Source organism: Kribbella sp. NPDC051718 (genome assembly GCF_040681515.1).
GTDB lineage: Bacteria > Actinomycetota > Actinomycetes > Propionibacteriales > Kribbellaceae > Kribbella.
In genome coordinates this window covers 314,514-340,607 of record NZ_JBFAYZ010000008.1, presented here as the reverse complement: position 1 = coordinate 340,607, position 26,094 = coordinate 314,514, and the positions used below count along the sequence as shown (strand labels likewise).

The following is a 26,094-nucleotide window of genomic DNA, read 5'->3' as shown; positions in this document are numbered from 1 at the left end:
ATGACATGACAGCGATTGCGGGTATCGATTCATCAGCGGCGCCGAGCGGAACGGGCTGTCTGGAGTGCGAGGCCGCAGGCGGATGGTGGCTGCACCTGCGTCGCTGCGCGCTGTGCGGCCACATCGGCTGCTGCGACTCTTCGCCCAGCCAGCATGCGAGCGCACACACGGCGAGCACCGGGCATCCCCTTGTGCAGAGCTTCGAGCCCGGCGAGCACTGGTTTTGGGATTACCAGCGCGAGACCTATGTCGACGGCCCCCGGCTGGTCGACCCCCAGCATCACCCACTGGACCAGACCGTGCCCGGCCCGTCCGAGCGCGTGCCAGCCGACTGGCAGGACCACCTCCACTTCTAAGCCGCCTTGCGCTGACCAACCCGCAGGCCCACCCCGGCAGCTGGCGGTCGCCGAACTCGCCGGCCCGGACGACCGACTAGCGTGGCTGATCGATGAGGAGGCGTGGGGTGCCGCTGCGGGGCGTCTTCTCGGTAGCGGACGGGACCGATGACGACTGGGACACCTACGGCAGGGCTATGCGTGAGGGGCGTCGTGTCGAAGCGTCGGCCAGCGCCATCCGCATCTACAGCAACCCCGCCTGACGCGGCGCGCAGGCATCGAGGACCTGGTCGGGCTCGGCGTTAGCAGCCGAGGCACGCCGTGCAAGGTCGGCACCGACCCAGCGGGCGGTCTGGAACCGTACTCCGAGCGCAGCGAACGATGCCCCGGCGACGGCGCCGATCGTGATCGACCACGCGAGGGACAACCCCAGCCCGTAGCTGAGCACTCCAGCGTCACCGCCGAACACGATGGCCGTGATGACGCACATGCTTCCGGCGACGGTGAGCAAGCTCTGCAGGCGGTTCAGGAGTGGCCGCAGCATGACCACGGCCTGTTCGTCACTGGTCATCGAGCCGAGCCGGTCCGCCAGGTCGGGGAGCAGGTCGGCATAGATCGCGCGCAGGTGGCGGATGCGGTCGCCGAAGTCCCAGTCGTCGATGGCGATCTGGAGGCAGCGCAGGAAGGTGATGGTCCCGAGCGCGACGAGCGACGACAGCACCAGCACCTCGAAGGTGGTGGTGCCGGCCGTGCGATCACCGGTGGCGGCAAAGCCGAGCGCGATCAGTCCGGCCGACAGCGCGCCAAGGAAGATGCTGGCGCGGCCGTTGGCCTCGCCGATCGTGGCTGCGCGTTGGGTTTGCAGGTTGTAGTGCTCGGTGGTGAGCCAGGTCATCCACGCAGCCGGGACATCACCACGGATCGCCGCCGTGGGCAGACTGCCCGGCAGTGAGCCGGGCCCGGCCTCGGGCGCGGCGTTCGTCGACGCCGGGAAAGCTCGGCTGGTCATGCGCTGACCGCGCGCAGGGCGGCGTGCACGGAACTGACGGCGCTGGCGCCTTCGCCGACCGCGGCCGCGACTCGCTTCATCGATCCTGCGCGTACATCCCCGGCGGCGAACACGCGGGGCATGCTGGTCTCGAAAGGCAGCGGGCGGCGAGCTAGTGATGCCCACCGGTCGTCGAGGTCGGTGTCGTCGAGTTGGGCGTCGGTGAGCAGGAAGCCGTGATCGTCGGTCGCCAGACCGTCGAGCCAAGCGGTGGCCGGGGTTGCGCCGATGAAACAGAACAAGCCGACGCACTCCTGCGACCCCGGTGTGGTCTGTACGGCCGCGTCGGAGGTGACACCGGAGGTCGACGGGGCGAGGGTGATCGCCTGCAGGTGGGTGTCACCGTGCAGGGCGGTGACCTGTGTGCCGGTCCGGACCGCGATGTTGGCGTCGGCAACGATCCGGTCCGCCAGGTAGGAGGACATGCCTTCGTGTAGGTCAGGGCCGCGCACGACCAGGGTGACCTGGCTGCCGCGGCCGGCCAGGTACAGCGCGGCCTGCCCGGCCGAATTGGCTCCGCCGACGACGGCGACCGGGTGTGGTCCGCAGGCGCGGGCTTCGATCTCGGTCGCGGCGTAGTAGATGCCCGCCCCCTCGAAGTCTGCCCACCGATCCAGCGGCAGGGTCCGGTACTTCGCCCCGGTGGCAATTACGACGGCACGGGCGCGGACGGTCGTTGCATCGGCAAGCACGATGCTGACCCCGTCGCCGTCGGCCCGCAGCGCCGCGACTTCACAGGGGCTGGCGACGCGGGCACCGAATTTCTGGGCCTGGACCGCGGCGGTTGCGGTCAGCTCGGCGCCGCTGATGCCGGAGGTGAAGCCGAGGTAGTTCTCGATCCGCGAGCTGGCCGCGGCCTGTCCGCCGGCCGCGACGGAGTCCAGTACCAGGGTCTGCAGGCCTTCGGAGGCCCCGTAGACCCCAGCGGCCAGGCCGGCCGGGCCGGCGCCGATCACGAGCAGGTCGACCTCGTCATCGCCGGCAGGCCGGTACGACAGCCCGAGGTGCTCCGCGAGAAGGCTGGGGGTTGCGTGTCGAATGACGGCGCTGGGGGTGATCACGACCGGCAGGTCCTCGGGGGAGGCCGAGACGGCCCGCGCCAGCGCGGCGCCGGTGGGTGTGTCGATCTCGTTCCAGGTGTGCGGTAACTGCAGCCGGGCGGCGTAGGTCCGTAGCGCGAGGGCGGCCGCAGAGTTGTCACTGCCGACGATCTCGACGCTGCGCGCCGCCTGTCCATCGCGCAGGCTGCGGCGCCGTGCGATCAGCGCCCGCAACACGAGGTCGGACAGCTCCGGGTCGCGATCCATCATGGAGCGGAACGCAGTCGGGTTGATCCGCAAGATGGCCGACGCTTCGGCGGTCCGCGCGCTGAGATAGGCCGATTGCCGCGTCAGGATGTTCAGCTCGCCGCTGAACTCGTGGCGGCCGTAACTGGCCACGACCGCCTCGTCATCGTCCGAGGTCGAGGGCCGTACGATCTGCACCCGGCCGGATTCGACCAGGATCATGTCGCACGCATCATCGCCGGCCCGAAAGATCCATGTGCCGCCCGGCAGTTTCGCCGGGACACCGTAGGCACTCAATCGTCTCCACTGTTCGTCGGTGAGGACGGGTTGGGCTTCAGAAGCATTCGGTGTGGACATCGGGTTCCTCCGTCTGGGTTGATGCTTGCGGGTCCTGCAACCGCGGGCCAGCCAAGGAGTTCTCGACGGCGCGTTCGCGACGAGCAGCCTGGCCGGATCACGGGTTCTGGGTGGATGACCCCTGCGCGCCGGATCTGGCGCGGCCGGCGGCGCCGGTGTCATCGCCGTCGCGACGAGCCAGGCTGGTGGCGCTGTTGGCGACCCGCGACAGGCGCCGATCCGAGCCGAGGGCCGGGGTCTGCTCAAGCATGTAGAAGCCGCTGATCAACGCGTAGCAGCCCAGCATCGCTGGGATCGAGAACAGCCCGACAACCGTCGCGACTGGGTAGAGCACACCTCCCAGGCCGAAGCGGATTACCCATCGGCGACGCTCGCTCGGGCTCACATCCTTTACCGACAGATGGTGGCCCAGAATGTGGCGCAGCATCAGGGTGAAGCTCAACGCCATGCCCTCCGAGGACGCGCCATAGAGCATCACCGCCAACCGGGCATCCTGGCCGCCATCCCGCATGAAGCTGGCCAGGGTCGCCGTGGTGAACGGGATTGTCGTCGCCCACGACAACAAGAGCAGGTTGTAGAACAGCAGGCCCCGATCCACCTTCTGCGTGAAGGCGAGCAGCGCGTGGTGGTTGACCCAGATGATGCCCACAACGAAGAAGCTCACCGCGTAACCCAGAAACGACGGCCACTCATGAGCCAACTGCCGGCTCAGGCTGTCCGCCGCCTCCCGGTCGACGTGGAGATCGAGGACGAGGAGCGTGATCACCACGGCGAGAACGCCGTCGCTGAACGCCTCCAGCCTGCTCGTGCCCATCACATGACCTCACACCCTCGGCTGCATTGTGAAAACCAATGTAGCAGGGTTTGCGGTCGCCCTACGCCGGAAGGGATCCGGCTGGCGACACGAGGCTCTAGCGCGACGTCAGGTGCGCGTCCGCGGAGTTCGGGGCTCGGCGCGCTAGGCGGGGTAGGCGGCAGTGTGCAGGGTCTCGACCTGGTCGAGAGGAATCTCGCGGCCGCGCTCGTCAACGAACGCGACCCGGACCGGCCTGCCGGTCTTGCGCGACTGGCGCACGACGGTCGGCCCGTCATCCCAGGGCATGTGATCGTCACCCCATTGCTGCAGGCCACCGATGACCACATGCAGTTCCCGGCCGGCCTCGGTGAGGTGATACTCGTAGCGCGTACGGCTGCCCGGCTCCTGGTAGGCCTCCTTGGTCATCACGCCGTACTCGACCAGGGTGTTGAGGCGATCGCTGAGCACGTCCGGTGCCATCCCGAGGGACTCCCGGAAGACCTCGAAACGGGTCTCGCCCTCCAGTGCGACGCGCAGGATCAGCAGCGTCCATCGCTCACCCAAAATCGACAGGCTGCGCGCCACTGAACAGCTGCTCTTCTGCAACACCGCGATCGGCATCGGTTCCGCCTCCGGATTCTCACGGCCACGCGCCTGCGCGGGAGGATGTCATAACCCGACGAGTCTACCAACTTTTCCAACCCAGGCCCGGTCAACACCCCTCCCGGCTCGGCGGCCCGCACGCCACCTGCCTTGCTTTTTCCAAGTCAGTATGTCAGGGTGAGTGCGATAGATGGAGGCCAGCGCACAGTCGAGTCGGCGACGACCCCTGGGGACGGGTTCTCGCAGGCCTGAGGTTTCTCCATCTTCGGCCGCTTGGCCACATCCCCGAAGCCGCTGCGAAGGCAGGTCCGATGAGGGCCGTCCGTTGGCGCGCTTGTCCTTGCTCAGAACGGATCGACATGCAGATTGACGGCAGCACTGCTTTGGTGACCGGCGCCAACCGCGGCCTCGGCCGGCACCTGACCGAGCAGCTGATCGCCCGCGGCGCGACCGTCTACGCGGCGGCCCGCAACCCCGACAGGATCGATGTCCCCGGTGCTGTCCCGATTCAGCTCGACGTCACCGACCGGGCTTCGATCGCCGCGGCCGCCGCGCAGACTCGCGGCGTGTCCATCGTCGTCAACAACGCCGGCTCGTTCACCGGCGCCGGGCTGGTCGACGGTGACCGCGACGACCTGGAACTGGAGATGCGTACCCACTACTTCGGTCCGTTGGACGTGATCCGGGCGTTCAACCCGCAGCTCGCGGCGCACGAGCGCAGCGCCATCCTCAATGTGTTGTCGGTGCTGTCCTGGGTGTCATACCCCGGCTACACCGGCTACTCGGCCGCGAAGTCCGCGGCCTGGTCGCTGACGAACGGAGTACGTGGCGAACTGGTCGCGCAGCAGACCCAGGTCAGTGCGCTGCACGTCGGCTATATGGACACCGACATGGTCGCCCACGTCGACGTCGCCAAGAGTGACCCCGCCCTGGTCGCGGCGATCGCGCTCGACGGCCTGGAATCCGGCGAGCTCGAAGTCCTCGCTGACGACATGGCCCGTGCAGTCCGGACGAACCTCGCCGGCGGCGTCGCGGCCCTTTACCCCGAGCTCCTTCGACCAGCCGCATAACCCCACCCGACCTACCTATTACGCGCCCGCGGGCGCGAGGAGACAGCATGTCCACACCGAACATTCCGGCACGACCCGTCGTGTTCATCCACGGGCTGTGGATCCACTCCGACGCCTGGCAACCCTGGCAAGCCCTGTTCGCCGATGCCGGGTACAGCCCGCACGCCCCCGGCTGGACCGGCGACGCCGCCACCGCCGCCGCAACCCGTGCGCACCCCGAAGCCCTGGCTGGGCTCGGCGTCGCCGAACTCACCGCCGGCTACGCCCGCTACATCGCGGACCTGCCCAGCAAACCCATCGTCATCGGCCACTCCTTCGGCGGCCTGATCGCCCAGAAGTTGCTCGCCGACGGCCACGCTGCCGCCGCGGTCGCTGTCAGCCCGGCACCCATCAAGGGGGCTGACAAACTGCCGCTGGCCCAGATCCGCTCCGCGCTGCCGGTGCTGCGCAACCCCAAGAACAAGGCCCGCGCCGTGGCCTTGAGCGCCAGGCAGTTCCGCTTCGGATTCGGCAACACCCTGAGCAAAGCCGAGTCCCGGCAACTGTTCGACACCTACGCCATCCCCGGTCCCGGCCGCACCATCTTCGAGCTCACCGCCGCAAAGAAGGACCCACAGTCCCCGACAGCCGTCGACACCAGCCTCGACCGCCGCGGGCCGCTGCTGATCACCGGAGCCACCAAGGACCACACGGCGCCCGAGGTCGTCGCCCGCCAGGCGCACGACCTCTACGCCAACTCGGCCGCGGTCACCGACTACCACGCCTTCGAGGGGCGTGGCCACTCGCTCGTGTTCGACAGTGGCTGGGAAGACGTGGCCAGCTACGTCTTGCGGTGGGTCGTCGAACACGACCCGACTCAGGACTCCGCCAGCTTGGACGGCACCGCTGCCACCAGCACCCCGGGCGCATGAGCGCAGTCGCGGGCGCTGTGGCGCTGGTGACCGGTGGGCAGCGCGGCCTCGGGAAGGCCATCACCGACGCGCTGCTTGCCGCCGGTGCGACCAAGGTCTACGTCACCGCCCGCACCCCGACGCCCGAGACCGACCCACGGATCATCCCGCTGCGCCTCGAGGTCACCGAACGCCAGTCAGTGCTCGACGTCGCGGCGCAAGCTCGCGACGTGTCGATCCTGGTCAACAACGCCGGCGAATCCGCACGCGAGAACATCACCACGACCAGCGACAACAGTATGTGGCGGGTCTTCGACGTCAACGTGTTCGGGCTACTGCGCGTCTCGCAGGAGTTCGCGCCCATCCTCGCCGCCAACGGCGGCGGCACGCTGGTCAACATCTTGTCGGTCCAGTCCTGGACCGCCGGCGCCGGCGTCTACGGCGCATCGAAGGCAGCGGCCTGGTCGATCACCAACTCGCTGCGCGTCGCCCTGGCCGACCAGCACACCCATGTCCTCGGCGCCCACCTCAGCTACACCGCCACCGACATGACCCACGATCTAGAGGTCGTCAAGAACCCCGCAGGGGACGTCGCCCGGCAAATCGTCGAAGCCATCGAGGCCGACGCGGCCGAGGTACTCGCCGACGACTCCAGCCGGGCCTTCAAAGCGGTCCTGTCCGGACCGGTCGAAGCACTGCAACTACAGCTCGTCGAAGGCGAGCTGCGACCTACGACGGCCTGACCGGATCGTTGCGCGTCAGCGGTAACCGCTGTCCCGAACACGCCACCCGGCTGTGTTCGACCCCGACTCTCACGAAGGAAATCCCATGAAGTTCTTCCCACGGCACGGCCGAACGGCCACAGCCCTGGCCGCAAGCGTCCTCATCGGCGCCGGCGTCCTCACCGCCTCGCTCACCTCCGCCTCGGCAAACCCGCCGCAGCACTCGAGTACGCCGCTCTACGTCGCCGCCGGGCCGAAGCCGACCGTCGTGCTGGTGCACGGCGCCTGGGCCGACGGGTCCAGCTGGAGCGGCGAGATCGCCCAGCTCCAGCACCTCGGCTACCCCGTAGCCGTCGCCCCACAACCCGGCCGCGGACCGGCATCCGACAGCGAGTACCTGCGCGACTACCTCGCCGCGATCACCGGCCCGATCGTGCTCGCCGGACACTCCTACGGCGGATTCGTGATCACCGACGCCGCGACCGGCAACCCCAACGTCAAAGCCCTGGTGTACATCGACGCGTTCGCCCCTGACCAGGGTGAGTCGATCGGCAGCCTCACCGCGGGATCCGGGTCGATCCTCGAACCCGCCCTGACCAACCCGGCCAGCGTCTTGCGGCTCACCGGCTACCCCGGCGCCCCCGCCGGAGCCGGCGACTCCTACGTGCTGCCGCAGACCTTCGCGACCGGGTTCGCCAACGACCTGCCCCGCAACAAAGCCGCCCTACTGGCCGCAACCCAGACCCCGTTCGCGACCGGCGGTTTCAGTGAACCCTCCACGACCCCGGCATGGAAGACCATCCCGTCCTGGGCGCTCATCAGCCGGCAGGACAAGGTCATCCCGCCGCACAGCCAAAAGCTGATGTCGGCCCGCGCCCACGCCCACGTCACCGAAATCGACGGCTCTCACCTGTCGCTGATCTCGCAACCTGACCAGGTAACCCGCGTCATCGTCAAAGCGGCCACCACGACTCGCTGACCAGACGAAGCGCTTGGCCCGGCGCAGACCCACTGCGCCGGGCCAAGCACCACGCCCCTGCGGTGTGTCAGGACCGCCGACGCCGCTCGCAGTCATCACCGCTCGAAGTCAGCATGTTCGCCATCGGCAGGACCATGTTCGGCTGCCGATGCATGTGCTTCTCACAGAACTCCCGAAGGCCACTGCGATGGTCGGCCTCCCCCCAACCGAGCTCGGCGCCAGCCGAACTACCACCGGCATCTGGTCACCGAAAGGACACGCCGTGCAATTCCTCGCGACAGCAACGATCACCAAGCCCGAGCAGCTGGTCCACTATGCCGAACTAGAGACCGCCGTACTCAACCAGTTGCGGGCCGAAGGAACAGTCACATCGGCCTACCGCTACACCGCCAAACACGGCGTCGTCGGCATCTTCCAGCACGACAGCCTCGCCAGCCTGAAGGCCGAGATCGAGCGACTGCCCTTCGTCAGTGAACACCTGATGACCTTCGCCTACGACGAAATCGTTGAACTCTAGCCAAACGGCGACCTCCCGATCATTGACGGCAGCGGCAGCTTCACGCTGCAGCAGGATGTTCAGCGCCTCGTCCGGCGCGGCGACCTCGCCGACAGACTCGATCACCCGCTTCGAATGGCGCGCGTGGGAGCTGACATCGATCCCCTCGATGTCCAGCAGGTGTCGTGGTCGTCGCTCAACAGCGGGTATTGAGTTGAGTCATCAGTTCGCGATTGGCCGCTCGTGCCGCAGCGAGTTCGTCTTCGCGTTCCTCGAGTTTGCGGCGTAGCTCAAGGAGTTGCTGCTCGCGGTCGGTAAGTGTCTCCTGGAGGCCGCGGATGTCATCGGGTGCTCCGAGGCCGCTATCGCGATAGACGGCCTGGCCGAGGCTTTCCGGCAGCCGGTGTTCCAGGGCTCGGACGTGTTGTTGCAGTCGGGTGTTGTGCGCGCGGATGTTGAGCAGGTCGGCGCGAAGAGACGCAACGCTGGTTTGCGCCGTTGTTGGTTGCAGCTCTGCGGGGACAGCGGCCGCGGCCAGGACAGCGGCGTGCAGGTCGGGGTGGCGGTGGATGAAGCTGCGATGCACTCGGGCAGCACGCGCAATGGAGGACACGGTGATGTCTGCGCCGGCGGAGACCTGCTCGGCGATCGCGTTGTGGACCTGCAGGCGCCTCCGCGCGGTGTCGCGGCGGCGAGCCCGCGCCAATGGCTGCTCCTGACCAGTCGCGGAATCCGCCGGGCCACTTGTTTGGATCACCGGCCGGCCGGCCGGACATCGCGCGGGTCGCCGCTGGCCGGTGGTGCGATTGGCATGCCTAGGTGGACCACCGCCTGGCGTGTCGTGCGGAGGACGCCGATCGCCTCGGTGATCTGGTCGCGTTCAGCCGGGGTGAGGTCGTCGACGTGGTCGTCGAGCTGTCTGATCAGGGCGCGCACCTTCTCTATCTCGGTGTCACTGGGCACGGCCTCGGTTCGGGCCCACGGTTCGAGTTCGGTAGCGGCGATGACGCGTTCTCTGTCTGCGAGCAGCCGATCCAGGTGGGCGCGAAGTTCGGGCAGATAGGAGACGTCGGTGCGGAAGTGGCCGCACCCGAGGCAGCGGAACCGGAAGGGGCAGGCACTGCCTCCTGCTTGGACGTTGGACGGTTCGGTACAAGTGCCGTAGGGGACGGCGACCTGGCCGACGCGCATGCGGGCGCGTTCGCTGTCGAGCAGGACGGCAACTTGGCGCCAGACCCGATTGCCGGAGCCGTCGAACTGGTGGTCGGCCACTCGGGTCACCGCAGCCCGCGTGCGGACCTCGGTGATCCGGTAGTAGGCCTCGGTCGAGTGGACACTGCGATGGCCCATCAGCTCGCGCAGCACCTCGATCGGTGTGCCTGCGTCAGCGTGCCGCTGGGCGTAGGTGTGTCGGTAGGCGTAGGCAACGACCGCCGCGTGCGGGAAGATCCCCCCGTCGGTCAGCCTGAACTCGGGTAGCTGGTCGACCCACCCGCGGTGAAGGTTCGTCAGTCCCGTCGCGCGTAGCGACTTGGTTCCTTGTGGGTTTGCCGAGGCGGCCGGGATCAGGACCAGGTGACGCGGGTCGGCGGCGGGGAAGGCCTCGCGGACTGCAGCCTGCTGCCCGCGAATCAGGGCCGCGGTGCTGTCGGGGATCGGCAGCCGGCGCTGTAGCCGATTCTCCTTGTAGTCGGTGTAGATCAGTACGTACTTGCCGTCGCCGTCGCGGTCCAGGCAGTCCAGCGGGAGCTGGCAGACCTGGTCGGGGCGGCGGCCGGTGTCCATGAGGACCTCCACCGCCACTCGCGAGGAACGACCGCTCCTGGTCTCCAGCAGCGGCAGTGCGTCGTTGAGCACGTTCATGACCTCGTTTGGCAGCGCGCGGCCAGGACCGTCGACGTGGGCCGGCGGCGGGACGTCTTCGGGCCGAACACCGAACTCGCCCGGGAGCCCGGCTGCGCAGCCGTCAGGCCGGGTCATGCCGAGATCCCGCGCGTCGCGCAGGACGGTCCGGACATGCCGGACGACCTGATACCGCCGATTCGCCGAGATTGCTTCGGTCTGCTCGAGATGGCCCAGCCGGGTCAGGAACGCCACGATGTCCGGCCGGCCGAGCGCGGTCGGGTTGAGGCCGTGGTCGACGCGGGTCAGTCGCAGCGTGGTGGACAGTTCGGCCAGGGACCCGATGTGGGTTCGCACCACCATGCCGGCGCTGTCGCCGCGGCGCCGGGCCAGGTCTTCGCTGGCCCAGTGCTTGGCGACTTCTCGCAGCCACGGCTGGGTCAAGATGGTGAAGTCGATCCGGCCGACCGAGCCAAGGACGGCCAAATCCCAGTGATCCTTGCGCTGCTCCTCCCCGGGGGTGGTTGTCGCGCGGTCGACGTCGCGCACCAGCAACGCGACCAGGCTCTTCACGTCTTCGCCGAGACCGTCCAGATTGATATCACGCAGGCTGGCAACCTGTTGATGCCGCGCGGCCCGTGCGAGCCGATTCGCTTGAGAAGGCCGAGTCTTCCTGCCCTGCCCGGCGCGCAACTGCAGGCCACCGAGGAACTCGAGCACGATCGGCCGCGGCAGGCCGCGGAGGTTCGCGACACCGGACACGGTGACGCCATCCTCGCGGCGGCACCACTCAGCCAGATCCGCGTCGACATCGCTGCGCAGTGTCTCGTGCCATCGCTGTGAGTGGAGCAGACACAGGCCGACGCCGTTGTAGGCCAGCCGCAGGCAGGCGACGACCCTGCATGGCCCCCAGCTCGGGAAGGGCCGGACGTCGGAGCGTGCCAGGAATAGCGGGACGTCGGCTGGATCGATCCGGCCGAACAGGTCGCGGCATCGAATGGTGTGCGAGTTGCACAACCCCATGGTGCGGGCGTACATCGGTCGTTGGCATCGGTCGACTCGGCAGAGTCGTTCATCGAACAGCCACCGACCCTCGGCGCCACCGTGCCTCTTCGCCGGCGCCGAAGCGATGAACTGCTCAGGCGACAACCCACTGTCGGTCTGCCGCCGCCGGCAGCCGTTGCAGAGCTGTTTGCTGGTTTCGACCCTGCAGCCTGGCACCGAGCAATGCGACCAGCCGAGCAGTCGGTGATCCGGCGACGGCCGCAGCAGCGCCTGCTCGGCATCCTAGCCGGCCTCGGCCAGGAACACAGGATCCAGCAAGGCCTCCAGCCGCGACAACCGCAGGTCGTCCCCAAAGCCTGCACCGACGACGAGTGCGGGATGCGGGGTGGTCATCGGCGCCCTGTGGTGTCCCGAGCGAGCCGATCCACTGCCGCTCGTAGCCGCGCTGGCGCTGGATGTGCGTAGACCTGCGTCGAGGCCAGACTCGCGTGTCCCAGCAGGGCCTGCGCCTCGTCCAAGGTTCCGCCTGCATCCAGCACGTTGCTCGCGAAGGCGTGGCGCAGCATGTGTGGATGCACCGGTCGCTCCAGTCCCGCTCGGCGCGACAGCGCCGCCAGCAGTTCGGTCACCGATCCCGGCCGCATCGGTGCACCAAGAGGCTCCCGGAACAGGTTCACCAGCACGAAGTCGCAGCCAGCGGCGGCCGGCACCTGCTGTCGTTCCCAGCAGTAGGCGTCGTAGGCCTGCACCACCAAGAAGTCCAGCGGCACGACCCGGGACCATGGTGACTTCGCGATCGCGCCATTCGGCGCGTCCTCCCGGCGAACGACGTGCAGGTGCTCGCCAGGAACCTCACAACCCAACGACCTCGAATCCAGCGCCATATGCATGTCGGGGCGCCGAAGGCCCGCCGCCTCACCCCGCCGTAGGCCGGCCCGGCCGAGCAGCACCACGATGAACCGGTCCCGCGCCGACCGGCATGCGCGCAGCAACGCGAGCGCGTCGTCGTCGCTGGACCTCGCCGACTGACGCCGGAACCGACAGCCGATGACGCGGCCTGGCCACGAAGCGCAGGCCATTGCGCTCGCCGCGCAGATCCGCCGGCAGCCAGCGATCGTCACTGATCTCGTACAGAGCCGACAACACCCGAGCCGGAGCCTCGCCTGCTGCAACCGCGTGCTTCAAGAACTCGCGCACCGCGACCAGGACCGCGTTGATCCTGCCCGCCTGCCGCACCACCAGCCCCGGCGAGCTGATCCCAGCGCCTGCAGCAGGCCCCTCTGCATGGCGCAGCCACAGCATGAACGCGCCCAGCCGATCTACCGCGTCCCACCAGTCCCTGTGGACCTGCCCGCACCACAGCAAGTACAGCGAAACCGACGTCGCGTACGTCGTCGTACCCTCCGCGCGACCCCGGCCAAACCGCAGATGCCGCAAGAAGTCGTCCGCGGCCCGATGCATCCGGAGATCCCCGTCCAGCACCGTCCAATACCGAACACCCGACGGCAGTTGCACCGCAAACACTCGCACTCCGCCTCCCGCGGCCCACCCGTCACCTGACACGAGCGCCAACGTAGAACCTCGCGGCGCGCACGCCCTCACCCCAGAGCGGGGTGTCGTAGACGTGCCAAATCGGTCCTCAACGCGACAGTGCACGACACAAAATCCAGCCCTCTAAAAGGTCAAACACCGCGAGACGATCGAAGTGATCGTCGGCGCCGTCACCGGCAGCCTGAGACATCCAGAGGTCGCGGTGTGCGGGCTGTATCGAGGCCGTGACCTGGAGATCGTCGGGCGGACCGTGCCGCTGGCCGCGGCCCAGGCGGCCGAACTCGCTGCGGCCCTGAAACCCGCCGGCGTCCGGCATCCGTGGCCCGACGAGATCGGCCCCGGCCATTGGGGCCGCGGCGCGAAGAAGGTAGCGATCGTCAAGGTCAAACCGGTCGTCGTGGTCGAAGTCGCCGCCGACGCAGCCAAACAAGGCGACCATTATCGCCACCCCCTGCGGTTCCACCGTGTTCGCGCAGACCTCACCCCCAATGACGTCAAGCGCCTCAACCCCTAGGCAGCCGAGCTACTGGGTCGGCAGTGCCCGGGCCGCAGTACCGGTGAAGAAACCCCCGACTCACCCCAGTCTCGCGGTACTTAATTAGGCGGCAGTTCGAGGTACGGAGTGGAGTTCGGCTGCGAACGCGGCACCGTAGTGGGCCAAGTCAGGGTCGCGCGGATCGGCGGGGTGGCAGTTGATGCCTTGCCAGATCCAGAGCCTTCCGCCGCCCGCCGAGATCCCGCCGGGCGCGTAACCGAGGGCCCAGCCGGCCGCGTCCGGTTCGGTGCGATGCATCCGTTGTGCGGCTCTGATCCGGTCGCGGAACTCGTCCTCGAAGTAGATCTGCCCGTGGCCTGGTCCGCCGTCGAGCCTGATCGTGGGTCCACCTGCCATCAGTTCACTCTCCTCGATGTCAGGGAGTCTGTTGTCCGGCGGGGCGGAGGTCGGATTGCGGGATCCAGGCGATGTGTCCGTCGCGGTCGCGGACCCGGCCGAGCCATTGGCCGCCGTCGCGGATCCAGGCGTCCAGTTCGGCGGGCTCCCAGGCAGTCAGGTGCTCGACGGGCTGGGGCGGGTCAACGCTGCGGACATCGTCGGCTGGGCGCGGCCCGTGAGCGTTGAACTGCAGGTCGAGATCGGTCTTGATCCGCTCGGCCTCGGTCTTATCGAGATTCGGCGCACGCCAGCCGTTGACCGCGCCGTCCCACACGCCGTAGGTGCCGTCGCCGGCGTCGGAGGGGCGCACTGTGAACCGTCCAAGCATGGCACCCACGATAGCCGATGTTCGAACATATGTTCTAGTCTCGGTGTTAACGGGAGGAACGTGTATGGGCTACGACAATCCGCCGGTGAAGTGGTCGGAGCTGGAGCGGCGCCTGTCGAACCGGTCGCGGCCAGGCAGCGACGGAGGCCGCCCCGCGGCAGGCGACGGTGGCGATTCGCCGGCGTGGAGTCAGCATCGCGGCCCGTACGTCCCCGCGGCCGATGGTGAGTCGCCGATCGATCGGGCGGCCCGGCTCCGCGCGGAGGCCGTCCCGTACGCCGAGTTGCATGCGCATTCGACGTTCTCTTTCCTGGATGGTGCGTCGCAGCCGGAGAGGCTGGTGGAGACCGCGGCCGATCTCGGCCTGCACGGTCTGGCGCTGACCGATCATGACGGCTTCTACGGTGCAGCGAGGTTCGCCGAGGCCGCGACGGCGCATGGTGTGCCGACGGTGTTCGGTGCGGAGTTGTCGCTGGGGCTGTCGGGTCCGCAGAACGGTGTGGCGGATCCGGAAGGCAGTCACTTGCTGGTGTTGGCCGAAGGGCAGGAGGGCTATCACCGGCTGGCCGGCGCGATTACCGAAGCCCAGCTCGCGGGCGGCGAGAAAGGCCGGCCCGTGTACGACCTGGAGGAACTGTCTGCCCGCGGCCGCGATCACTGGATCGTGCTCACCGGATGCCGCAAGGGCGCCGTACGGCAGGCGCTCGAGGCCGGGGGAGCAGTCGACGGGCCGGCTGCCGCCGACCGTGAACTCGACCGGCTGGTCGCGCTCTTCGGTACCGACCGGGTCGTGGTCGAGCTGACCGACCATCAGTTGCCGACCGACTCGACCCGCAACCGGATCCTCGCCGACCTGGCCGCGACGCGGGGCCTGCCGGTGGTGGCGACGAACAACGTGCACTACGCGAACCCGCGCGACCACCAGCTCGCCGCGGCGCTCGCCGCAGTACGGGCACGGCGTGACCTTGACGCGATGGACGGATGGCTGCCGCCGGCCGGCATGGCGTTCCTGCGCTCCGGCGCTGAGATGCGGCAGCAGTTCCGTCGGTACCCCGGAGCGGTGGAGTACTCAGTGCGGCTGGCCAAGCAGCTCGGGTTCGACCTGCGTCGCGCGAAGCCGCGGTTGCCGTTGCGGGACGTGCCGGAGGGGCAGACCCCGATGAGCTGGCTGCGGCACCTCACCTACAGCGGCGCGAAGACCCGCTACGGCACCCGCGAGCAACGCCCGGACGCCTACCAGCGCCTCGACCGGGAGTTGGACGTGATCGAGGAGCGCGGCTTCCCAGGCTATTTCTTGATCGTGTTCGACATCTGCCGGTTCGCCCGCAACAAGCAGATCCTCTACCAGGGCAGGGGATCGGCCGCGAACTCTGCGGTTTGTTACGCGCTGGAGATCACGGCGGTGGACAGCATCTTGTATGGCTTGCCGTTCGAGCGGTTCCTGGCCGCGACCCGCACCGAGGAACCCGACATCGATGTCGACTTCGACTCCGACCGGCGCGAAGAAGTGATCCAGTTCGTCTACGGCAAGTACGGGCGCCGCAACGCCGCCCAGGTCGCCAACGTCATCTCGTACCGGCCAAAGTCCGCGATCCGCGACGCCGCCAAAGCCCTCGGCTACTCCGTCGGCCAGCAAGACGCCTGGTCCAAGAACATCGACGGTTGGTCACCCGATATCGCGGCCGGTGGCGGGGGAGAGGGCGACATCCCGCAACGCGTCACCGCCTTGGCGACCCAGTTGCTGAAGTTCCCGCGGCACCTGGGGATTCATTCCGGTGGGATGGTGCTGACGGAGCGGCCGGTGGGGGAGGTGGTGCCGATCGAGCATGCCCGCAAGGAGAAGCGGACCGTGTTGCAGTGGGACAAGGACGACTGCGCATGGATGGGACTGGTCAAGTTCGACCTGCTCGGCCTCGGCATGCTCGCCGCGCTCCAGTACTGCATCGACCTGGTCCGCGAGCACACCGGCGAGGCCTGGTCGCTGCACACCATCCCGAAGGAGGAAGCCGGCGTCTACGACCAGCTCTGCCGCGGAGACTCGGTGGGGGTGTTCCAGGTCGAGTCCCGCGCGCAGATGGCCACCCTGCCGAGGCTGCTGCCGCGCCGCTTCTACGACCTGGTCACCGAGATCGCGTTGATCCGTCCCGGGCCGATCCAAGGTGGCGCCGTGCACCCCTACATCCGCCGCCGCACCGGCCAAGAACCCATCACCTACCTGCACCCCAAACTCCAACCGGTTCTCGAGCGGACGCTGGGTGTGCCGTTGTTTCAGGAGCAGTTGATGCAGATGGCGATGGCCGTCGGCGGCATCGACGGCGACGAGGCCGACCTGCTACGCCGCGCCATGGGCTCCAAACGCGGCATCGATAAAATCTCGTCCCTGAAAACCAAGCTATTCGACGGGATGAAGGCGAACGGGATCACTGGCGACCTGGCGGAGGAGATCTACGACAAGATCGAAGCGTTCGCGAACTTCGGGTTCGCCGAGTCCCACTCGATCAGCTTCGGGCTGCTCGTCTACACCTCCACCTGGTTCCGCCTCCACTACCCAGCAGCCTTCCTCGCCGCCCTCCTGCGCGCGCAGCCGATGGGCTTCTACTCCCCGCAATCACTGGTGGCCGACGCCCGCCGCCACGGCGTCGAAACCCGCCGCCCCGACCTCGACCGCTCCGGCATCAACGCAGACCTCGAACACCTCGTCGACGGCCAGCAACTGAGTGGCCCGACCGGCGACCCGGCCTGCCTGGTCGACCCTCAGCCCGTCGTAGGCCCCTTCGACCTCAACGCTCCGTTCTCGACCAGCACGCATCGCCGCGACGGCGCCTACGCCGTACGGCTCGGGCTGACCGATGTCCGGTCGATCGGCGAGAAGGACGCCGAGAAGATCGTCGCCGAACGCGACAACGGCGGCCCGTACACGTCGATGGCCGACCTGGTCCGCCGGACCGGGATCACCGCCAAACAAGTCGACGCGCTCGCCACTGCAGGTGCGTTCGACTGCTTCGGCCTCGACCGCCGTCGAGCGATCTGGCAAGCCGGTGCCGCCGCCGAAGAACGCCCCGACCGGCTCCCCGGCATCACCGCCGCCGGGCCGCCGCCGATGCTGCCCGGGATGAGCGAGATCGAGACCGACATGGCCGACCTGTGGTCCACCAGCATCACCACCACCAGTCACCCAGTTCAGCGCATCCGCGGCTGGCTCCGCGAACAAGGAATTCTGTCCGCCGCCGACCTCCGCCAAGCCGACGACGGCTCCCGCGTCCGGGTAGCCGGCGTCATCACCCACCGCCAACGCCCCGCCACCGCCTCCGGTGTCACCTTCATCAACCTCGAAGACGAAACCGGCATGGCCAACATCGTCGTCTCCATCGGCGCCTGGACCGCCAACGCCAAAACCGCCCGCACCGCCGCCGCCATCATCGTCACCGGCCGCGTCCAACGCACCGGCCAGGTCGTCAACCTCAACGCCGAAAAACTCCAACTACTCCCACTCGCTGCCAAAACCAAATCCCGAGATTTCCGGTAGTGCTGGGTTCGGTGACCGCGGTCAAGAGCATGGACGCCGTGGGGCTCAATGGAACGCTGCGCGAATGTCGAAGAACGGTGAGGGATGTCACGTCGGCTACGACAACGGACGAAGCGAACTGCGGCCAAAGGTGAGCTGAGATGGTTGTTGGAGTCGGAGCCAGTCTGCGATGAACTCTAGCGCGGCGCCGAGTTTGCGGACCACGGCGAGTCTCGGCCTCTGACACCCTGCCAGACAAGGTGCCAGACCCTAGCTGTCGATGGCGAAATTCAGAAACTCGGTATAGGGAGTTCGGTGTTCGCTCCAGCGCTTGACGGGCTCGTCCGGCAATGCGCGATGGCTGACATGAGTGAGGACGAGGTCGGTCTTCGCGCGGGAGATGGCAACGAAGAACTCAGAGAGAGCTTCCTCGTCGTTGCCCCAGAAGAGCTCCTGTTCGACACCGAGCACGATGACTTTCTCGAACTCCAGCCCCTTGCACTTGTGGATAGTCAGAAATCGGACTGCGCCCTCGTCGGAAAGGCGTTTGAGAGCGGTAGCTGGGTCGCCATCGACCTCGAGTTCGTGCCCGAAGGCGTTGAATGCTTGCGAGATGACGTCGTCAAGCCTGTTCCCCTGCTGGTAGCTCGGCGACAAAGCGATGAGCGTCGGCCTGCCGATGTGATCCAGAAACTCGTTGACGAGCCGTTTCCAGGTGTCCAAATGGTCTTTGACGAATTCGGACGTGCGGACGTGCGTCCGCGCCTCATGGAGAAGTCGTCTGAGCCGGCTGTCGAACTGGCGAGCGGCCTCTTCGGTGAGAGCCGCGCGATGTGCGAGCCGAAGTAGATCACTGTAGGCGTGGGACTGCCGGTCCTCGGCAACCACGCGGATGAAGTCGAAGATAATGGCCGCGACGGGCTCGGCGGCAAGGTCTTGGCTTGCCTGCTCGTTCCGGTAGGGGATGCCGCGCTCCTGCAACTGCTGGGCGAGCGGCGCGGCGACCAGGTGCGGTTGCTGCCTGACCAGTACGGCGATCTCGGCGGGTGGCGTGTCTGTGAGCCAGTCCTCGATCAGGTCCGCGACCAACTGGGCCTCTTCCTGATCGGTGGCGGCAGCAATGCTCCGAATGCTGCCTTCCTCACCCGCGAGGTCTTCGTCGGGGCTTACTGCGGCTGGGTCCATGACAGCGACGATCCGATTCTGCATCCGGCGCAAGCGCGGCGCAGATCTACGGTTCAGGTACAGCGGTAGTGGCAAGGCGTCGAAGTCGTCAGCGAAGTCTTCGAGGACGCCGTGGAGGGCGCCGGCCCAAACCATGATCCGTTGCTTGACGTCTCCGACCGCAATGAGCATCGCCGTGGTACCTGCGAACGCGGATCGGACAAGTGCGTATTGGTTTTTCGTGGTGTCTTGGAATTCGTCCAGGAAGACGTGGCTGTAGGTTTGGCGGAGAGCCCCTCTTGGGTAGCCGCCAGTGTCGAGGATCTTGAGCGCCAGCGGGACGAGGTCGTCAAAGGTGATCTGTACGCCTTGGATCCGGTCGTGCTGATCCAGCAAGTAGTCGGCTGGCAGAGCGTCGATGCCGGTCAGGAGCCCGCGGTAGTTGTCGACAAGCCGCTTCGCGAAGCCATGGAAGGTGAAGCTGTCGAAGCGTGCAGCCAGCTCGATGCCGGACCGGAGCCGAACGCGGTCGCGGAGGTTCCGGGCCGCGTCGACCTTGAAGGAGATCGCCAGAATCCGCCGCGGATAGGGGCAGTGGCCGGTGCGCAGCAAGAAATCGGCTCGCTGGGCGAGCAACTCCGTCTTGCCTGCGCCAGGACCGGCAGCGACCACGACATTGCGATCGATGGTAGTCACCGCACTGAGGCCGTTGGGCTCGAGCACCAGGCCGCCGGAAGGTTGCCAGTCGGCTGCTGGAATCACTCCGGTAGCCCCGCCAGGTCTTGCCGAATACGTTCGAGCATTCGTTGAAGAACTTGCGGAAGACCGCTGATCAGGTCCTCGTCGCTGAGATTGGCCATGGCGCCCAGATGCGTCGCAGGCTTGCTCTGCAGGTCGAATTTGGCGTGGTAGCTGTCGAAGAGGTTCAGAACCTGCTCGGGAAGGCGGTCTTCGTTGACGTGGTTCTTGCCGAGGACAGACACGATGACCTTCTCGTCTGGTGTCGCGGGCTCAACCCCGTACGCCTCCGGGAAGGCGACCATCAGCATTAGGTCCAGATCGACCGGCTCGGAGAAGAACACGCCCTGCTGCTCAAGCACGAAGATCGCGCCTTTGCCGTTGGCGTAGAGCGGGAAGTCGATAGGTTGATCCCACTTGGGGAGTGCGGCGATTTTCGCTGGGTCGAAAGTTCCAGGGCGGATGGCGTTGACTTGCTTCAGTGCGTTGTGGACCCGGCCCCATCCGGCTTGATACCGACCGCAGTCGAGGTCGAGCAGCGTTACGGAAGGGATTCGCAGTTCGTTCAGCAGCCGCCAGAAGTGGTTGACGTGGCGGCCCCCAAGGGGGACCACCGCGACGGAAGCGTCGTCCTCGGCGATGCCGGCCGCGGCGAGGACACGCGGCAGGACGATGAGCTCGCTGTCGCCTTCACCGAGGATCACCAGGCGCGAGAAGTACAACTCGGGGTAGGCCAGCACTGCTTCACGAACGTACTTGGCCGCATCAGAGTCCTTCTCAGGCAAAACGATGCGGTGTACGGCGGTCTCGCGTTCGTTGTTGAGCCGCAGAAAGCGGATCGACTCCGGCTCGACCCGCTTGAGCAGTGCCGGCGCGTGGGTGGCGATCAGCGCCTGGGCGTCGCCGAAGCCGCAGGCGTCTCGAAGCCGACGGACGATGCGTCCCAGATAATGCGGCGCAAGGCTGTTTTCGGGCTCCTCGAGCGCGATGATCAGGTGGACAGGCGGTCGGAGGCGATCCCGATCGAGGGAGGTGTCGAGACCAATCAGGACGCGCCGCGCCATTGATTGCCAAGCGAGGACCAAGGAGATGTAGAGGAGCGACTTCTGGCCATCGCTCAGTCGCTCATAGGCTATTGGCGAACCAGTGTGCGAAGGCAGGAATGTAACGGTTAGCTGACGAAGAACGCTCTCGAGTTCACCCTGCCCGAAGGTCAGGGCCGGATCCTTGAAGAAGGTACCGCGATGCAGCGCGGACCACTCTTTCTCCAAGCGCTCACCGATGCTGGTCACAGTGCCGTTGGCGCTGAGGGCGTCAGTGATCTGGGTCGACAAGTCGGTGAGGATGTCTCGCTGCCCTGTCCAGTCTGCCGCGCGCAGCGTTCGCCCCAGCAAGGACGCGGTGGTATAGGCCATGTGCTCGCCAGGATCACGACGTGCCGGCAGGTAGTGGGTCTCGATCTGGCTGCGGTCGTACCGGGACATCTCGGCCGTCTGGGTCGGCTCGCCCTTATCGTCCACCTCCAAGACGTACTCGATCTTCTCGTCAATCTCACCGTCGAGGGCCAGCGACGCGGTCAGCCGGATCCGGACCGAAGGAACGCTGCCCTCGGCATCGATCGACATGTGCGCGAAGAACGGCGGTACGGCTGCGTGCGGGTCTTCGTCGCCTGCCTCGGGAAACTCCAGATCGACCTCGAGCCAGAGCGTCGGCAGATCCTCGTCAAGATCCGGCGCCGTCAGCGCGATATGGAAGTCCTCCCGGCGAACGGTCCGCTGCGAGACCAGAGGGCTAAAGAGCCGGGACAGTCCTTCGAGGACCACTGTCTTCCCTGCACCGTTGGGCCCGAGGAGATAGATGACGTCGCCGAGCTCGATTGAGGTCGGGGCCGGCCCGAACGATTGAAAGTTGCTCATCCTGAGCGTCGTGATCTGCACGCGGCCTTTCCATTCCCCAGCAGTGTGACGTGCCGGACGACCAGTATGGAGGAAGACATTGACAGAAGCCGGCATGCGCGGTCGCCGGCGCCGCGCCCGGTTGTGCCGCCGGACGGCTATCGCCCGGAAGCCCGGCCGCAGCTCCGCTCCTGCTCCGTCACTGCTCCGTGAAAAGGGCGCGAAACGGTGACACTTGATGCGAAGTAGTGAGTGTTCGGGAGCAGGCCACGGCTCTGAGGTCGCGGCTACTCGATCGCGGCCTTGACTTGGTCAATGTGCAGGTCAAGCCAGGTTTTGAAGGACTGCAGCTCGGGGTTGAGCTCGCGGACCAGGGTGGGGTCGCGGTCGCCGGTGAAGCGGGCGGAGTCTTCGGCGTAGTACTGGAACATGTTGGCAGCCCCGTAGGCGTTGCTAGATGAGGTCGGGGTCTTCGAAGGCTTGTTGGATGGCGTTTGTGGCTTCGGGGTTGGGGGCTTTGCGGTCGTAGTAGTGGTCTTGGGTCATGGAGATTCGGGAGTGGCCCAGTTGGTTGGCGGCGTTGCGGGGAGTCTGGCCGGCGCTGTCTAGGGCGGTGGCTACGGTTTTGCGGAAGGCGTGGGAGGTGATCCAGGTGAGTGTGTCGGTGGGGATGGGGGCGGCGGCTTCGTCTGCTTGGGTGAGTAGGGCTTCGGTGGCTTGTGGGGTGGGGCTGTAGGTCCAGAGGAGGGTGGTGGCCATGGTGCGGTCGACCTTGATGCGGCCGGTTTCGATGAGTTCGATCCTGTTCTTGGGCCAGTTGAGGGTGTTGGCTACTTGTTCGCGGGTTAGGCCGGCTTGGCGGCGGGTGGCGCGGAGGGCTTGGCCTAGGTTGCGGCGGGTTTTGTTGCCTACGGGGGCGAGGGCGGTGCGTAGGGAGCGGCGGACGTTGTTGGGGTCGCGGTAGCCGCCGGTGGTGTCGGTGAAGATGGGGTCGTCGAGGCGGATGCCGGCGGCTGCTCTGGTGCGGAGGGTGGCGAGCAGCCAGTTGGGGAGGCCGACTTGGCGGTTGCTGGCCTTGGATTTGGCTGGCTTGCGGATGAGGCCTTCGCCCTTGATGCGGACGATGGTGTGGGTGATGTCGACGGTGCCGGTGTCGAGGTCGATCTGGGACCAGAGGACGGCGAGGGCTTCGCCGATGCGGACGCCGGTGCCGAGCATGAAGGTGACCAGGTCGGGGAGGTCGGCGCGGACGGCTGCTTCGTCGGCTCTGAGGTGTTTGCGGAGGAGGGTGATCTCTTCGGCTTGGATGGCTCGAGCAGGCTTCTTGGCGGGGTGTTCGATGCTTTCGACTTCGCGGACCGGGTTGACGGTGATGGCGCCGTAGCGGACTGCGAGCTGCATCATTCCGGAGATGACGGCGCGACAAGTCTTGGCTGTCGGCGGGCCGGCGTTCTTCTTGATGTTGGAGATCACGGTGTCGACCCGCGGTGTGTTGGCTTCGCCGATGCGGAGTTCGCCGAGGGCGGGGCGGACATGGTTCTTGATGGCGCGAAGGTAGGTGTCCATGGATGTGGGGGAGCGGGTGCCGTCGGCGATCTGCTCCTTGAATTTGGCCACCCAAAGATCAAGGAGGTGGTTGATCTTGTGCATCGCGGTCGGCTCGCCGCCCTGGCCGGTCTTGGCGCGGTCCTTGAGCTTGATCAGCAGCTTGTTCTTGGCTGCGGTCGGCGTTCTGCCGAACGCTGATACGAGCCGGACCTGACCATCATGGTCGCGGAACTTCGCTTGCGCGCGATGACTGATCGCGTTGCCGTCGTCGTCTGTTTTGACGACCTGGGTTCGGACGTCGCCCCAGGTTCCGATGGGTAGAGGGGGTCTCGCCATCTCAAGCCTCCAACCTGTTGGATGGTTGGCTGCTCAACGGCTGGCGCGGTGGAGGATCCGGGGTTGCGAGAACTATGCAAAACGATGTGAGGTGACGCACAGTCACGATCAGATAAAGATCGCTGGTCGGGGACGGATGCTCGACGCAGATTGTCGAGCTGGGCGCGGCTGGAGAGCCTGAACGGGCTGGGCGCCAAAGGGATGCGTAAAGGGTGCGCTGACAACACAAAGGCCCGAGAACAGATTGCGATGTCTGCTCGGGCCTTGGTGTTGGTGCGCCGCCAGGGACTCGAACCCCGAACCCGCTGATTAAGAGTCAGCTGCTCTGCCAATTGAGCTAGCGGCGCATGTTCTGTTGTGCTTGCGAACGAAGAGGATCGTAGCAGGGGTTTTGGGTGGAAGTGAAATCGGTATGTCAGGGGCGGAGGTCCAGGACGGCCATGGCTGCGTTGTGGCCGGCGATGCCGCTGACGGCGCCGCCTCGGCGGGCGCCGGAGCCGCAGATGAGGAGGTTGGCTACGTCGGTTTCTACGCCCCAGCGGCCGGCCTCCGCGTCGTCCTCGGCCCAGGGCCATTGGAGGTCGCCGTGGAAGATGTGGCCGCCGGGCATGCCGACGGATTCTTCGATGTCGACGGGGGTTTTGGCTTCGATACAGGGGTTCCCGTCGGCGTCGCGGGCGATGCAGGGGTCGAGTGGTTCGGCCAGGTAGGACTCCAGACCGGCCAGCACCCGGCGTACCGATTCGTCGCGGGCCGCGTCGTTGTCGGCGGCAAACAAGCGGGTCGGGAAGTGGACGCCGAAGACGGTCAGGGTTTGGTGGCCTGAGGCAACCAACTCCGGGCTGAGGATGGACGGGTCGGTGAGGGAGTGGCAGTAGACCTCGGAGGGCGGTACCGAAGGCAGCGAGCCGTCGGCTGCCGATCGATAAGCGGTCTCCAGCTGGCTGTAGTCCTCGTCGATGTGGAAGGTGCCCGCGAAGGCCCGCGTCGGGTCATCGCCGGAACGCAACTGGGGGAGCCGGGAGAGCAGCAGGTTGATCTTCAGCTGCGAACCCTCGGGCTTCTCGGCGACGGGTCGACCACGCAGCCCGGCCAGAACAGTAGGCGCGACGTTGGCGAGCACGTAGGAGCAGTCCACCGTGCGCTCTCCGTCACCACCCATCCACGTAACTGCCCCGCGAGTCCCATCGGCTTCCACCGACGTCACGGAGGCGTTGACGACCACAGAGGCGCCCGCACGTCGAGCAGCGCCGGCCAGTGCGTCCGTCACGGCACCCATGCCGCCCACAGGTACGCGCCACTCGCCCGTACCGTTGCCGATCAGGTGGTAGAGGAAGCAGCGGTTCTGGATCAGTGACTCGTCGTGCAGCCCGGCGAAGGTGCCGATCACTGCGTCGGTCGCCACCACGCCCCGCACGGTATCGTCCGCGAAGCGCTGCTCCACGACCTCACCGAAGGGCCGCTCGACCAGTGCCTCCCACAGCGCGGGGTCCACCTGCTTGCGGAGCTCCGCGACGGACGGGAGCGGCCCGAGCAGGGTCGGCGCGACCGCGCCGGCCAGCGACGCGACAGAGTTGTAGAACGAAGTCCAGGCCTCGTACTCCGAATCGCCGCCAGTCAGAGCCGCAAAGGATGCCCGGGTAGCCGCCCCCTCGGGCCGCTCGACCATGAGGCCCAGGTCGCGCCCATCCCGGCGTACCGGCGTGTATGACGCCACTGATCGCGAGCGGAGCTCCAGGCCCAGACCGAGGTCGGCCACGATCTTGTCGGGCAGCAGGCTGACCAGGTACGAGTACCGCGACAGGCGAGCGTCCACGCCCGGGAACACCTGCTGGCTGACCGCTGCACCGCCGGTATGGCCCTGCTGCTCGAGCACCAGCGTGCTGAGGCCGGCACCGGCCAGGTACGAAGCCGCGACGAGGCCGTTGTGGCCGCCGCCGACGATCACGACGTCGTAGAAGTTCTGCATCAGACCGGCCAATCCAGTTCGCGGTACGCGGCGTCCCAGAACATCCACTCGTACCTGGTGGTCGTGGAGAAGTGCCGGTGGCAACGGTCGCGTTCGCCCTGGCCCACCTCGGCGTCGAGCCGGTCTGTCACCGCCAGTACAGACTCTACGACCGCATCGAACTCCTCGGATCCGTAGGCGGCAATCCACTCCGCATAGACCGGGTCCGGCGAGGAGTGCTTGAGCAGCTCCCGCCCGACCTCGCGGTAGATCCAGTAGCAGGGCAGTACGGTCGCCACTGCCTCGGCGTACGTCCCGGTGGCGCAGACGGCGGTCAAATAGGACATGTACGCCGTAGTGGTCGGCCCAGAGCCTACGGAGTCGACGTCGGCCGAGGTGAGGCCCAATGAGCCCAGCAACGAGCTGTGGAGCTCCTGCTCGACAGCGATCGCGTCTGCGGCGTGGCGGGCGAACATACTGACCGCCTCCTCGTCCACCGCCCGGGCGGCGACCAGGGCGAGCGCACGGGAGTACGAGCGCAGGTAGTGGCTGTCCTGGACGATGAAGTAGCGGAAGGCGCTGTGCGGCAGAGTCCCGTCGGTCAGCCCGGTGATGAAGGGGTGCCGGACGATCCCGGCGTACACCTCGGCGGCCCCGGACTCCCACAGCTCCTTGGAAAACGTCATCCCCAGCTCCTCGCGTCGACTCCGCCAGAGCC

The 26,094-nt window shown here is 67.0% G+C and carries 25 protein-coding genes and 1 tRNA gene; 9 read left to right on the top strand and 17 right to left on the bottom strand.

Translation table 11 applies throughout. From position 1 onward, the window contains the following. The first annotated feature begins 5 nt into the window (after positions 1-5). Both AB0M15_RS29465 and AB0M15_RS29460 read left to right on the top strand, forming a co-directional pair. Positions 6-356, top strand: coding sequence for a UBP-type zinc finger domain-containing protein (locus AB0M15_RS29465; RefSeq protein WP_363824772.1), 351 nt, complete (start codon positions 6-8; stop codon positions 354-356). Between the two features lie 92 nt (positions 357-448). After that, the gene (locus AB0M15_RS29460; protein ID WP_363824770.1) at positions 449-598 is read left to right on the top strand and encodes a hypothetical protein; all 150 of its coding nucleotides are present in this window, start codon (positions 449-451) and stop codon (positions 596-598) included. Here AB0M15_RS29460 and AB0M15_RS29455 read toward each other — a convergent pair. The 4 genes from AB0M15_RS29455 to AB0M15_RS29440 form a co-directional block, all read right to left on the bottom strand. Beyond that, positions 580-1,344, bottom strand: a complete 765-nt coding sequence (locus tag AB0M15_RS29455; protein ID WP_363824768.1) for a hypothetical protein — start codon at positions 1,342-1,344, stop codon at positions 580-582. The two genes, AB0M15_RS29460 and AB0M15_RS29455, sit on opposite strands and share 19 nt — an antisense overlap. Continuing rightward, a complete protein-coding gene (locus tag AB0M15_RS29450) occupies positions 1,341-3,026 on the bottom strand; it encodes an FAD-dependent oxidoreductase (RefSeq protein ID WP_363824766.1) in 1,686 nt (561 codons plus the stop codon). The genes AB0M15_RS29455 and AB0M15_RS29450 overlap by 4 nt, the downstream gene beginning before the upstream one ends. Positions 3,027-3,123: 97 nt before the next feature. Continuing rightward, entirely contained in the window at positions 3,124-3,840 is a 717-nt protein-coding gene (locus tag AB0M15_RS29445) for a TMEM175 family protein (RefSeq protein WP_363824764.1), read from the bottom strand. Between the two features lie 144 nt (positions 3,841-3,984). Then, entirely contained in the window at positions 3,985-4,443 is a 459-nt protein-coding gene (locus AB0M15_RS29440; RefSeq protein ID WP_363824762.1) for a helix-turn-helix domain-containing protein, read from the bottom strand. Positions 4,444-4,784: 341 nt separating this feature from the next. Here AB0M15_RS29440 and AB0M15_RS29435 point away from each other — a divergent pair, with 341 nt between their 5' ends. From AB0M15_RS29435 to AB0M15_RS29415, 5 genes are all read left to right on the top strand, one after another. Then, positions 4,785-5,495: an SDR family oxidoreductase gene (locus AB0M15_RS29435; RefSeq protein WP_363824760.1), complete on the top strand. Its 711-nt coding sequence runs from the start codon at positions 4,785-4,787 to the stop codon at positions 5,493-5,495. A 47-nt stretch (positions 5,496-5,542) separates the two neighbouring features. Then, positions 5,543-6,406: an alpha/beta hydrolase gene (locus AB0M15_RS29430; protein WP_363824758.1), complete on the top strand. Its 864-nt coding sequence runs from the start codon at positions 5,543-5,545 to the stop codon at positions 6,404-6,406. Continuing rightward, a complete protein-coding gene (locus AB0M15_RS29425) occupies positions 6,403-7,128 on the top strand; it encodes an SDR family oxidoreductase (protein WP_363824756.1) in 726 nt (241 codons plus the stop codon). Before AB0M15_RS29430 ends, AB0M15_RS29425 begins: the two co-directional genes overlap by 4 nt. 85 nt (positions 7,129-7,213) lie before the next feature. Then, positions 7,214-8,086, top strand: coding sequence for an alpha/beta hydrolase (locus AB0M15_RS29420; RefSeq protein WP_363824754.1), 873 nt, complete (start codon positions 7,214-7,216; stop codon positions 8,084-8,086). Positions 8,087-8,348: 262 nt separating this feature from the next. Next, positions 8,349-8,603 carry a hypothetical protein gene (locus AB0M15_RS29415; RefSeq protein ID WP_363824752.1) on the top strand — a complete coding sequence of 85 codons (255 nt, stop codon included), beginning with the start codon at positions 8,349-8,351 and terminating at the stop codon, positions 8,601-8,603. A gap of 175 nt (positions 8,604-8,778) precedes the next feature. Here the strand turns inward: AB0M15_RS29415 and AB0M15_RS29410 are convergent, their stop codons facing one another. The 4 genes from AB0M15_RS29410 to AB0M15_RS29395 form a co-directional block, all read right to left on the bottom strand. After that, positions 8,779-9,288 (bottom strand): hypothetical protein, encoded by a 510-nt coding sequence (locus tag AB0M15_RS29410; RefSeq protein ID WP_363824750.1) that lies wholly within the window; start codon positions 9,286-9,288, stop codon positions 8,779-8,781. A 47-nt stretch (positions 9,289-9,335) separates the two neighbouring features. After that, positions 9,336-11,462 (bottom strand): site-specific integrase, encoded by a 2,127-nt coding sequence (locus AB0M15_RS29405; RefSeq protein WP_363824748.1) that lies wholly within the window; start codon positions 11,460-11,462, stop codon positions 9,336-9,338. Positions 11,463-11,818: 356 nt separating this feature from the next. Next, complete coding sequence (locus AB0M15_RS29400; protein ID WP_363824747.1) at positions 11,819-12,382, bottom strand: tyrosine-type recombinase/integrase; 564 nt, start codon at positions 12,380-12,382, stop codon at positions 11,819-11,821. Then, a complete protein-coding gene (locus AB0M15_RS29395) occupies positions 12,345-12,890 on the bottom strand; it encodes a hypothetical protein (RefSeq protein ID WP_363824742.1) in 546 nt (181 codons plus the stop codon). The genes AB0M15_RS29400 and AB0M15_RS29395 overlap by 38 nt, the downstream gene beginning before the upstream one ends. A gap of 244 nt (positions 12,891-13,134) precedes the next feature. Here AB0M15_RS29395 and AB0M15_RS29390 point away from each other — a divergent pair, with 244 nt between their 5' ends. Beyond that, positions 13,135-13,494, top strand: coding sequence for a hypothetical protein (locus AB0M15_RS29390; protein ID WP_363824740.1), 360 nt, complete (start codon positions 13,135-13,137; stop codon positions 13,492-13,494). 84 nt (positions 13,495-13,578) lie between these two features. Here AB0M15_RS29390 and AB0M15_RS29385 read toward each other — a convergent pair whose 3' ends face one another. Together AB0M15_RS29385 and AB0M15_RS29380 are read right to left on the bottom strand one after the other, a co-directional pair. Then, complete coding sequence (locus tag AB0M15_RS29385; protein WP_363824738.1) at positions 13,579-13,872, bottom strand: hypothetical protein; 294 nt, start codon at positions 13,870-13,872, stop codon at positions 13,579-13,581. 19 nt (positions 13,873-13,891) lie between these two features. Beyond that, positions 13,892-14,242, bottom strand: coding sequence for a hypothetical protein (locus AB0M15_RS29380; RefSeq protein ID WP_363824736.1), 351 nt, complete (start codon positions 14,240-14,242; stop codon positions 13,892-13,894). A gap of 64 nt (positions 14,243-14,306) precedes the next feature. Between AB0M15_RS29380 and AB0M15_RS29375 the strand changes: the two genes are divergently transcribed. After that, the gene (locus AB0M15_RS29375; protein ID WP_363824734.1) at positions 14,307-17,768 is read left to right on the top strand and encodes an error-prone DNA polymerase; all 3,462 of its coding nucleotides are present in this window, start codon (positions 14,307-14,309) and stop codon (positions 17,766-17,768) included. 249 nt (positions 17,769-18,017) lie between these two features. Here the strand turns inward: AB0M15_RS29375 and AB0M15_RS29370 are convergent, their stop codons facing one another. From AB0M15_RS29370 to tenA, 7 genes are all read right to left on the bottom strand, one after another. Next, entirely contained in the window at positions 18,018-19,673 is a 1,656-nt protein-coding gene (locus AB0M15_RS29370; RefSeq protein ID WP_363824732.1) for an ATP-dependent helicase, read from the bottom strand. Next, on the bottom strand, positions 19,670-21,586 hold the full coding sequence (locus AB0M15_RS29365) for an AAA family ATPase (RefSeq protein WP_363824730.1): 1,917 nt from the start codon (positions 21,584-21,586) through the stop codon (positions 19,670-19,672). The genes AB0M15_RS29370 and AB0M15_RS29365 overlap by 4 nt, the downstream gene beginning before the upstream one ends. A gap of 245 nt (positions 21,587-21,831) precedes the next feature. After that, positions 21,832-21,975 (bottom strand): hypothetical protein, encoded by a 144-nt coding sequence (locus tag AB0M15_RS29360; protein WP_363824728.1) that lies wholly within the window; start codon positions 21,973-21,975, stop codon positions 21,832-21,834. 22 nt (positions 21,976-21,997) lie between these two features. Next, entirely contained in the window at positions 21,998-23,428 is a 1,431-nt protein-coding gene (locus tag AB0M15_RS29355; RefSeq protein ID WP_363824726.1) for a tyrosine-type recombinase/integrase, read from the bottom strand. A 271-nt stretch (positions 23,429-23,699) separates the two neighbouring features. Continuing rightward, positions 23,700-23,775, bottom strand: a tRNA-Lys gene (locus AB0M15_RS29350). A 68-nt stretch (positions 23,776-23,843) separates the two neighbouring features. Beyond that, positions 23,844-25,397: an NAD(P)/FAD-dependent oxidoreductase gene (locus tag AB0M15_RS29345; protein WP_363824724.1), complete on the bottom strand. Its 1,554-nt coding sequence runs from the start codon at positions 25,395-25,397 to the stop codon at positions 23,844-23,846. Further along, a complete protein-coding gene (gene tenA, locus AB0M15_RS29340) occupies positions 25,397-26,062 on the bottom strand; it encodes a thiaminase II (protein ID WP_363824722.1) in 666 nt (221 codons plus the stop codon). Before tenA ends, AB0M15_RS29345 begins: the two co-directional genes overlap by 1 nt. Between the last annotated feature and the right edge of the window lie 32 nt (positions 26,063-26,094).

Excerpts from the sequence above, each read along its gene's own strand:
- AB0M15_RS29430 (WP_363824758.1), top strand. The coding sequence starts at position 5,543 with ATGTCCACACCGAACATTCCGGCACGACCCGTCGTGTTCATCCACGGG.
- AB0M15_RS29380 (WP_363824736.1), bottom strand. The coding sequence starts at position 14,242 with ATGCTTGGACGGTTCACAGTGCGCCCCTCCGACGCCGGCGACGGCACC.
- AB0M15_RS29425 (WP_363824756.1), top strand. The coding sequence starts at position 6,403 with ATGAGCGCAGTCGCGGGCGCTGTGGCGCTGGTGACCGGTGGGCAGCGC.
- AB0M15_RS29405 (WP_363824748.1), bottom strand. The coding sequence starts at position 11,462 with ATGTACGCCCGCACCATGGGGTTGTGCAACTCGCACACCATTCGATGC.
- AB0M15_RS29395 (WP_363824742.1), bottom strand. The coding sequence starts at position 12,890 with ATGCATCGGGCCGCGGACGACTTCTTGCGGCATCTGCGGTTTGGCCGG.
- AB0M15_RS29445 (WP_363824764.1), bottom strand. The coding sequence starts at position 3,840 with ATGGGCACGAGCAGGCTGGAGGCGTTCAGCGACGGCGTTCTCGCCGTG.
- AB0M15_RS29455 (WP_363824768.1), bottom strand. The coding sequence starts at position 1,344 with ATGACCAGCCGAGCTTTCCCGGCGTCGACGAACGCCGCGCCCGAGGCC.
- AB0M15_RS29345 (WP_363824724.1), bottom strand. The coding sequence starts at position 25,397 with ATGCAGAACTTCTACGACGTCGTGATCGTCGGCGGCGGCCACAACGGC.
- AB0M15_RS29435 (WP_363824760.1), top strand. The coding sequence starts at position 4,785 with ATGCAGATTGACGGCAGCACTGCTTTGGTGACCGGCGCCAACCGCGGC.
- AB0M15_RS29465 (WP_363824772.1), top strand. The coding sequence starts at position 6 with ATGACAGCGATTGCGGGTATCGATTCATCAGCGGCGCCGAGCGGAACG.
- AB0M15_RS29355 (WP_363824726.1), bottom strand. The coding sequence starts at position 23,428 with ATGGCGAGACCCCCTCTACCCATCGGAACCTGGGGCGACGTCCGAACC.
- AB0M15_RS29420 (WP_363824754.1), top strand. The coding sequence starts at position 7,214 with ATGAAGTTCTTCCCACGGCACGGCCGAACGGCCACAGCCCTGGCCGCA.
- AB0M15_RS29450 (WP_363824766.1), bottom strand. The coding sequence starts at position 3,026 with ATGTCCACACCGAATGCTTCTGAAGCCCAACCCGTCCTCACCGACGAA.
- AB0M15_RS29375 (WP_363824734.1), top strand. The coding sequence starts at position 14,307 with ATGGGCTACGACAATCCGCCGGTGAAGTGGTCGGAGCTGGAGCGGCGC.
- tenA (WP_363824722.1), bottom strand. The coding sequence starts at position 26,062 with ATGACGTTTTCCAAGGAGCTGTGGGAGTCCGGGGCCGCCGAGGTGTAC.
- AB0M15_RS29460 (WP_363824770.1), top strand. The coding sequence starts at position 449 with ATGAGGAGGCGTGGGGTGCCGCTGCGGGGCGTCTTCTCGGTAGCGGAC.
- AB0M15_RS29440 (WP_363824762.1), bottom strand. The coding sequence starts at position 4,443 with ATGCCGATCGCGGTGTTGCAGAAGAGCAGCTGTTCAGTGGCGCGCAGC.
- AB0M15_RS29360 (WP_363824728.1), bottom strand. The coding sequence starts at position 21,975 with ATGTTCCAGTACTACGCCGAAGACTCCGCCCGCTTCACCGGCGACCGC.
- AB0M15_RS29385 (WP_363824738.1), bottom strand. The coding sequence starts at position 13,872 with ATGGCAGGTGGACCCACGATCAGGCTCGACGGCGGACCAGGCCACGGG.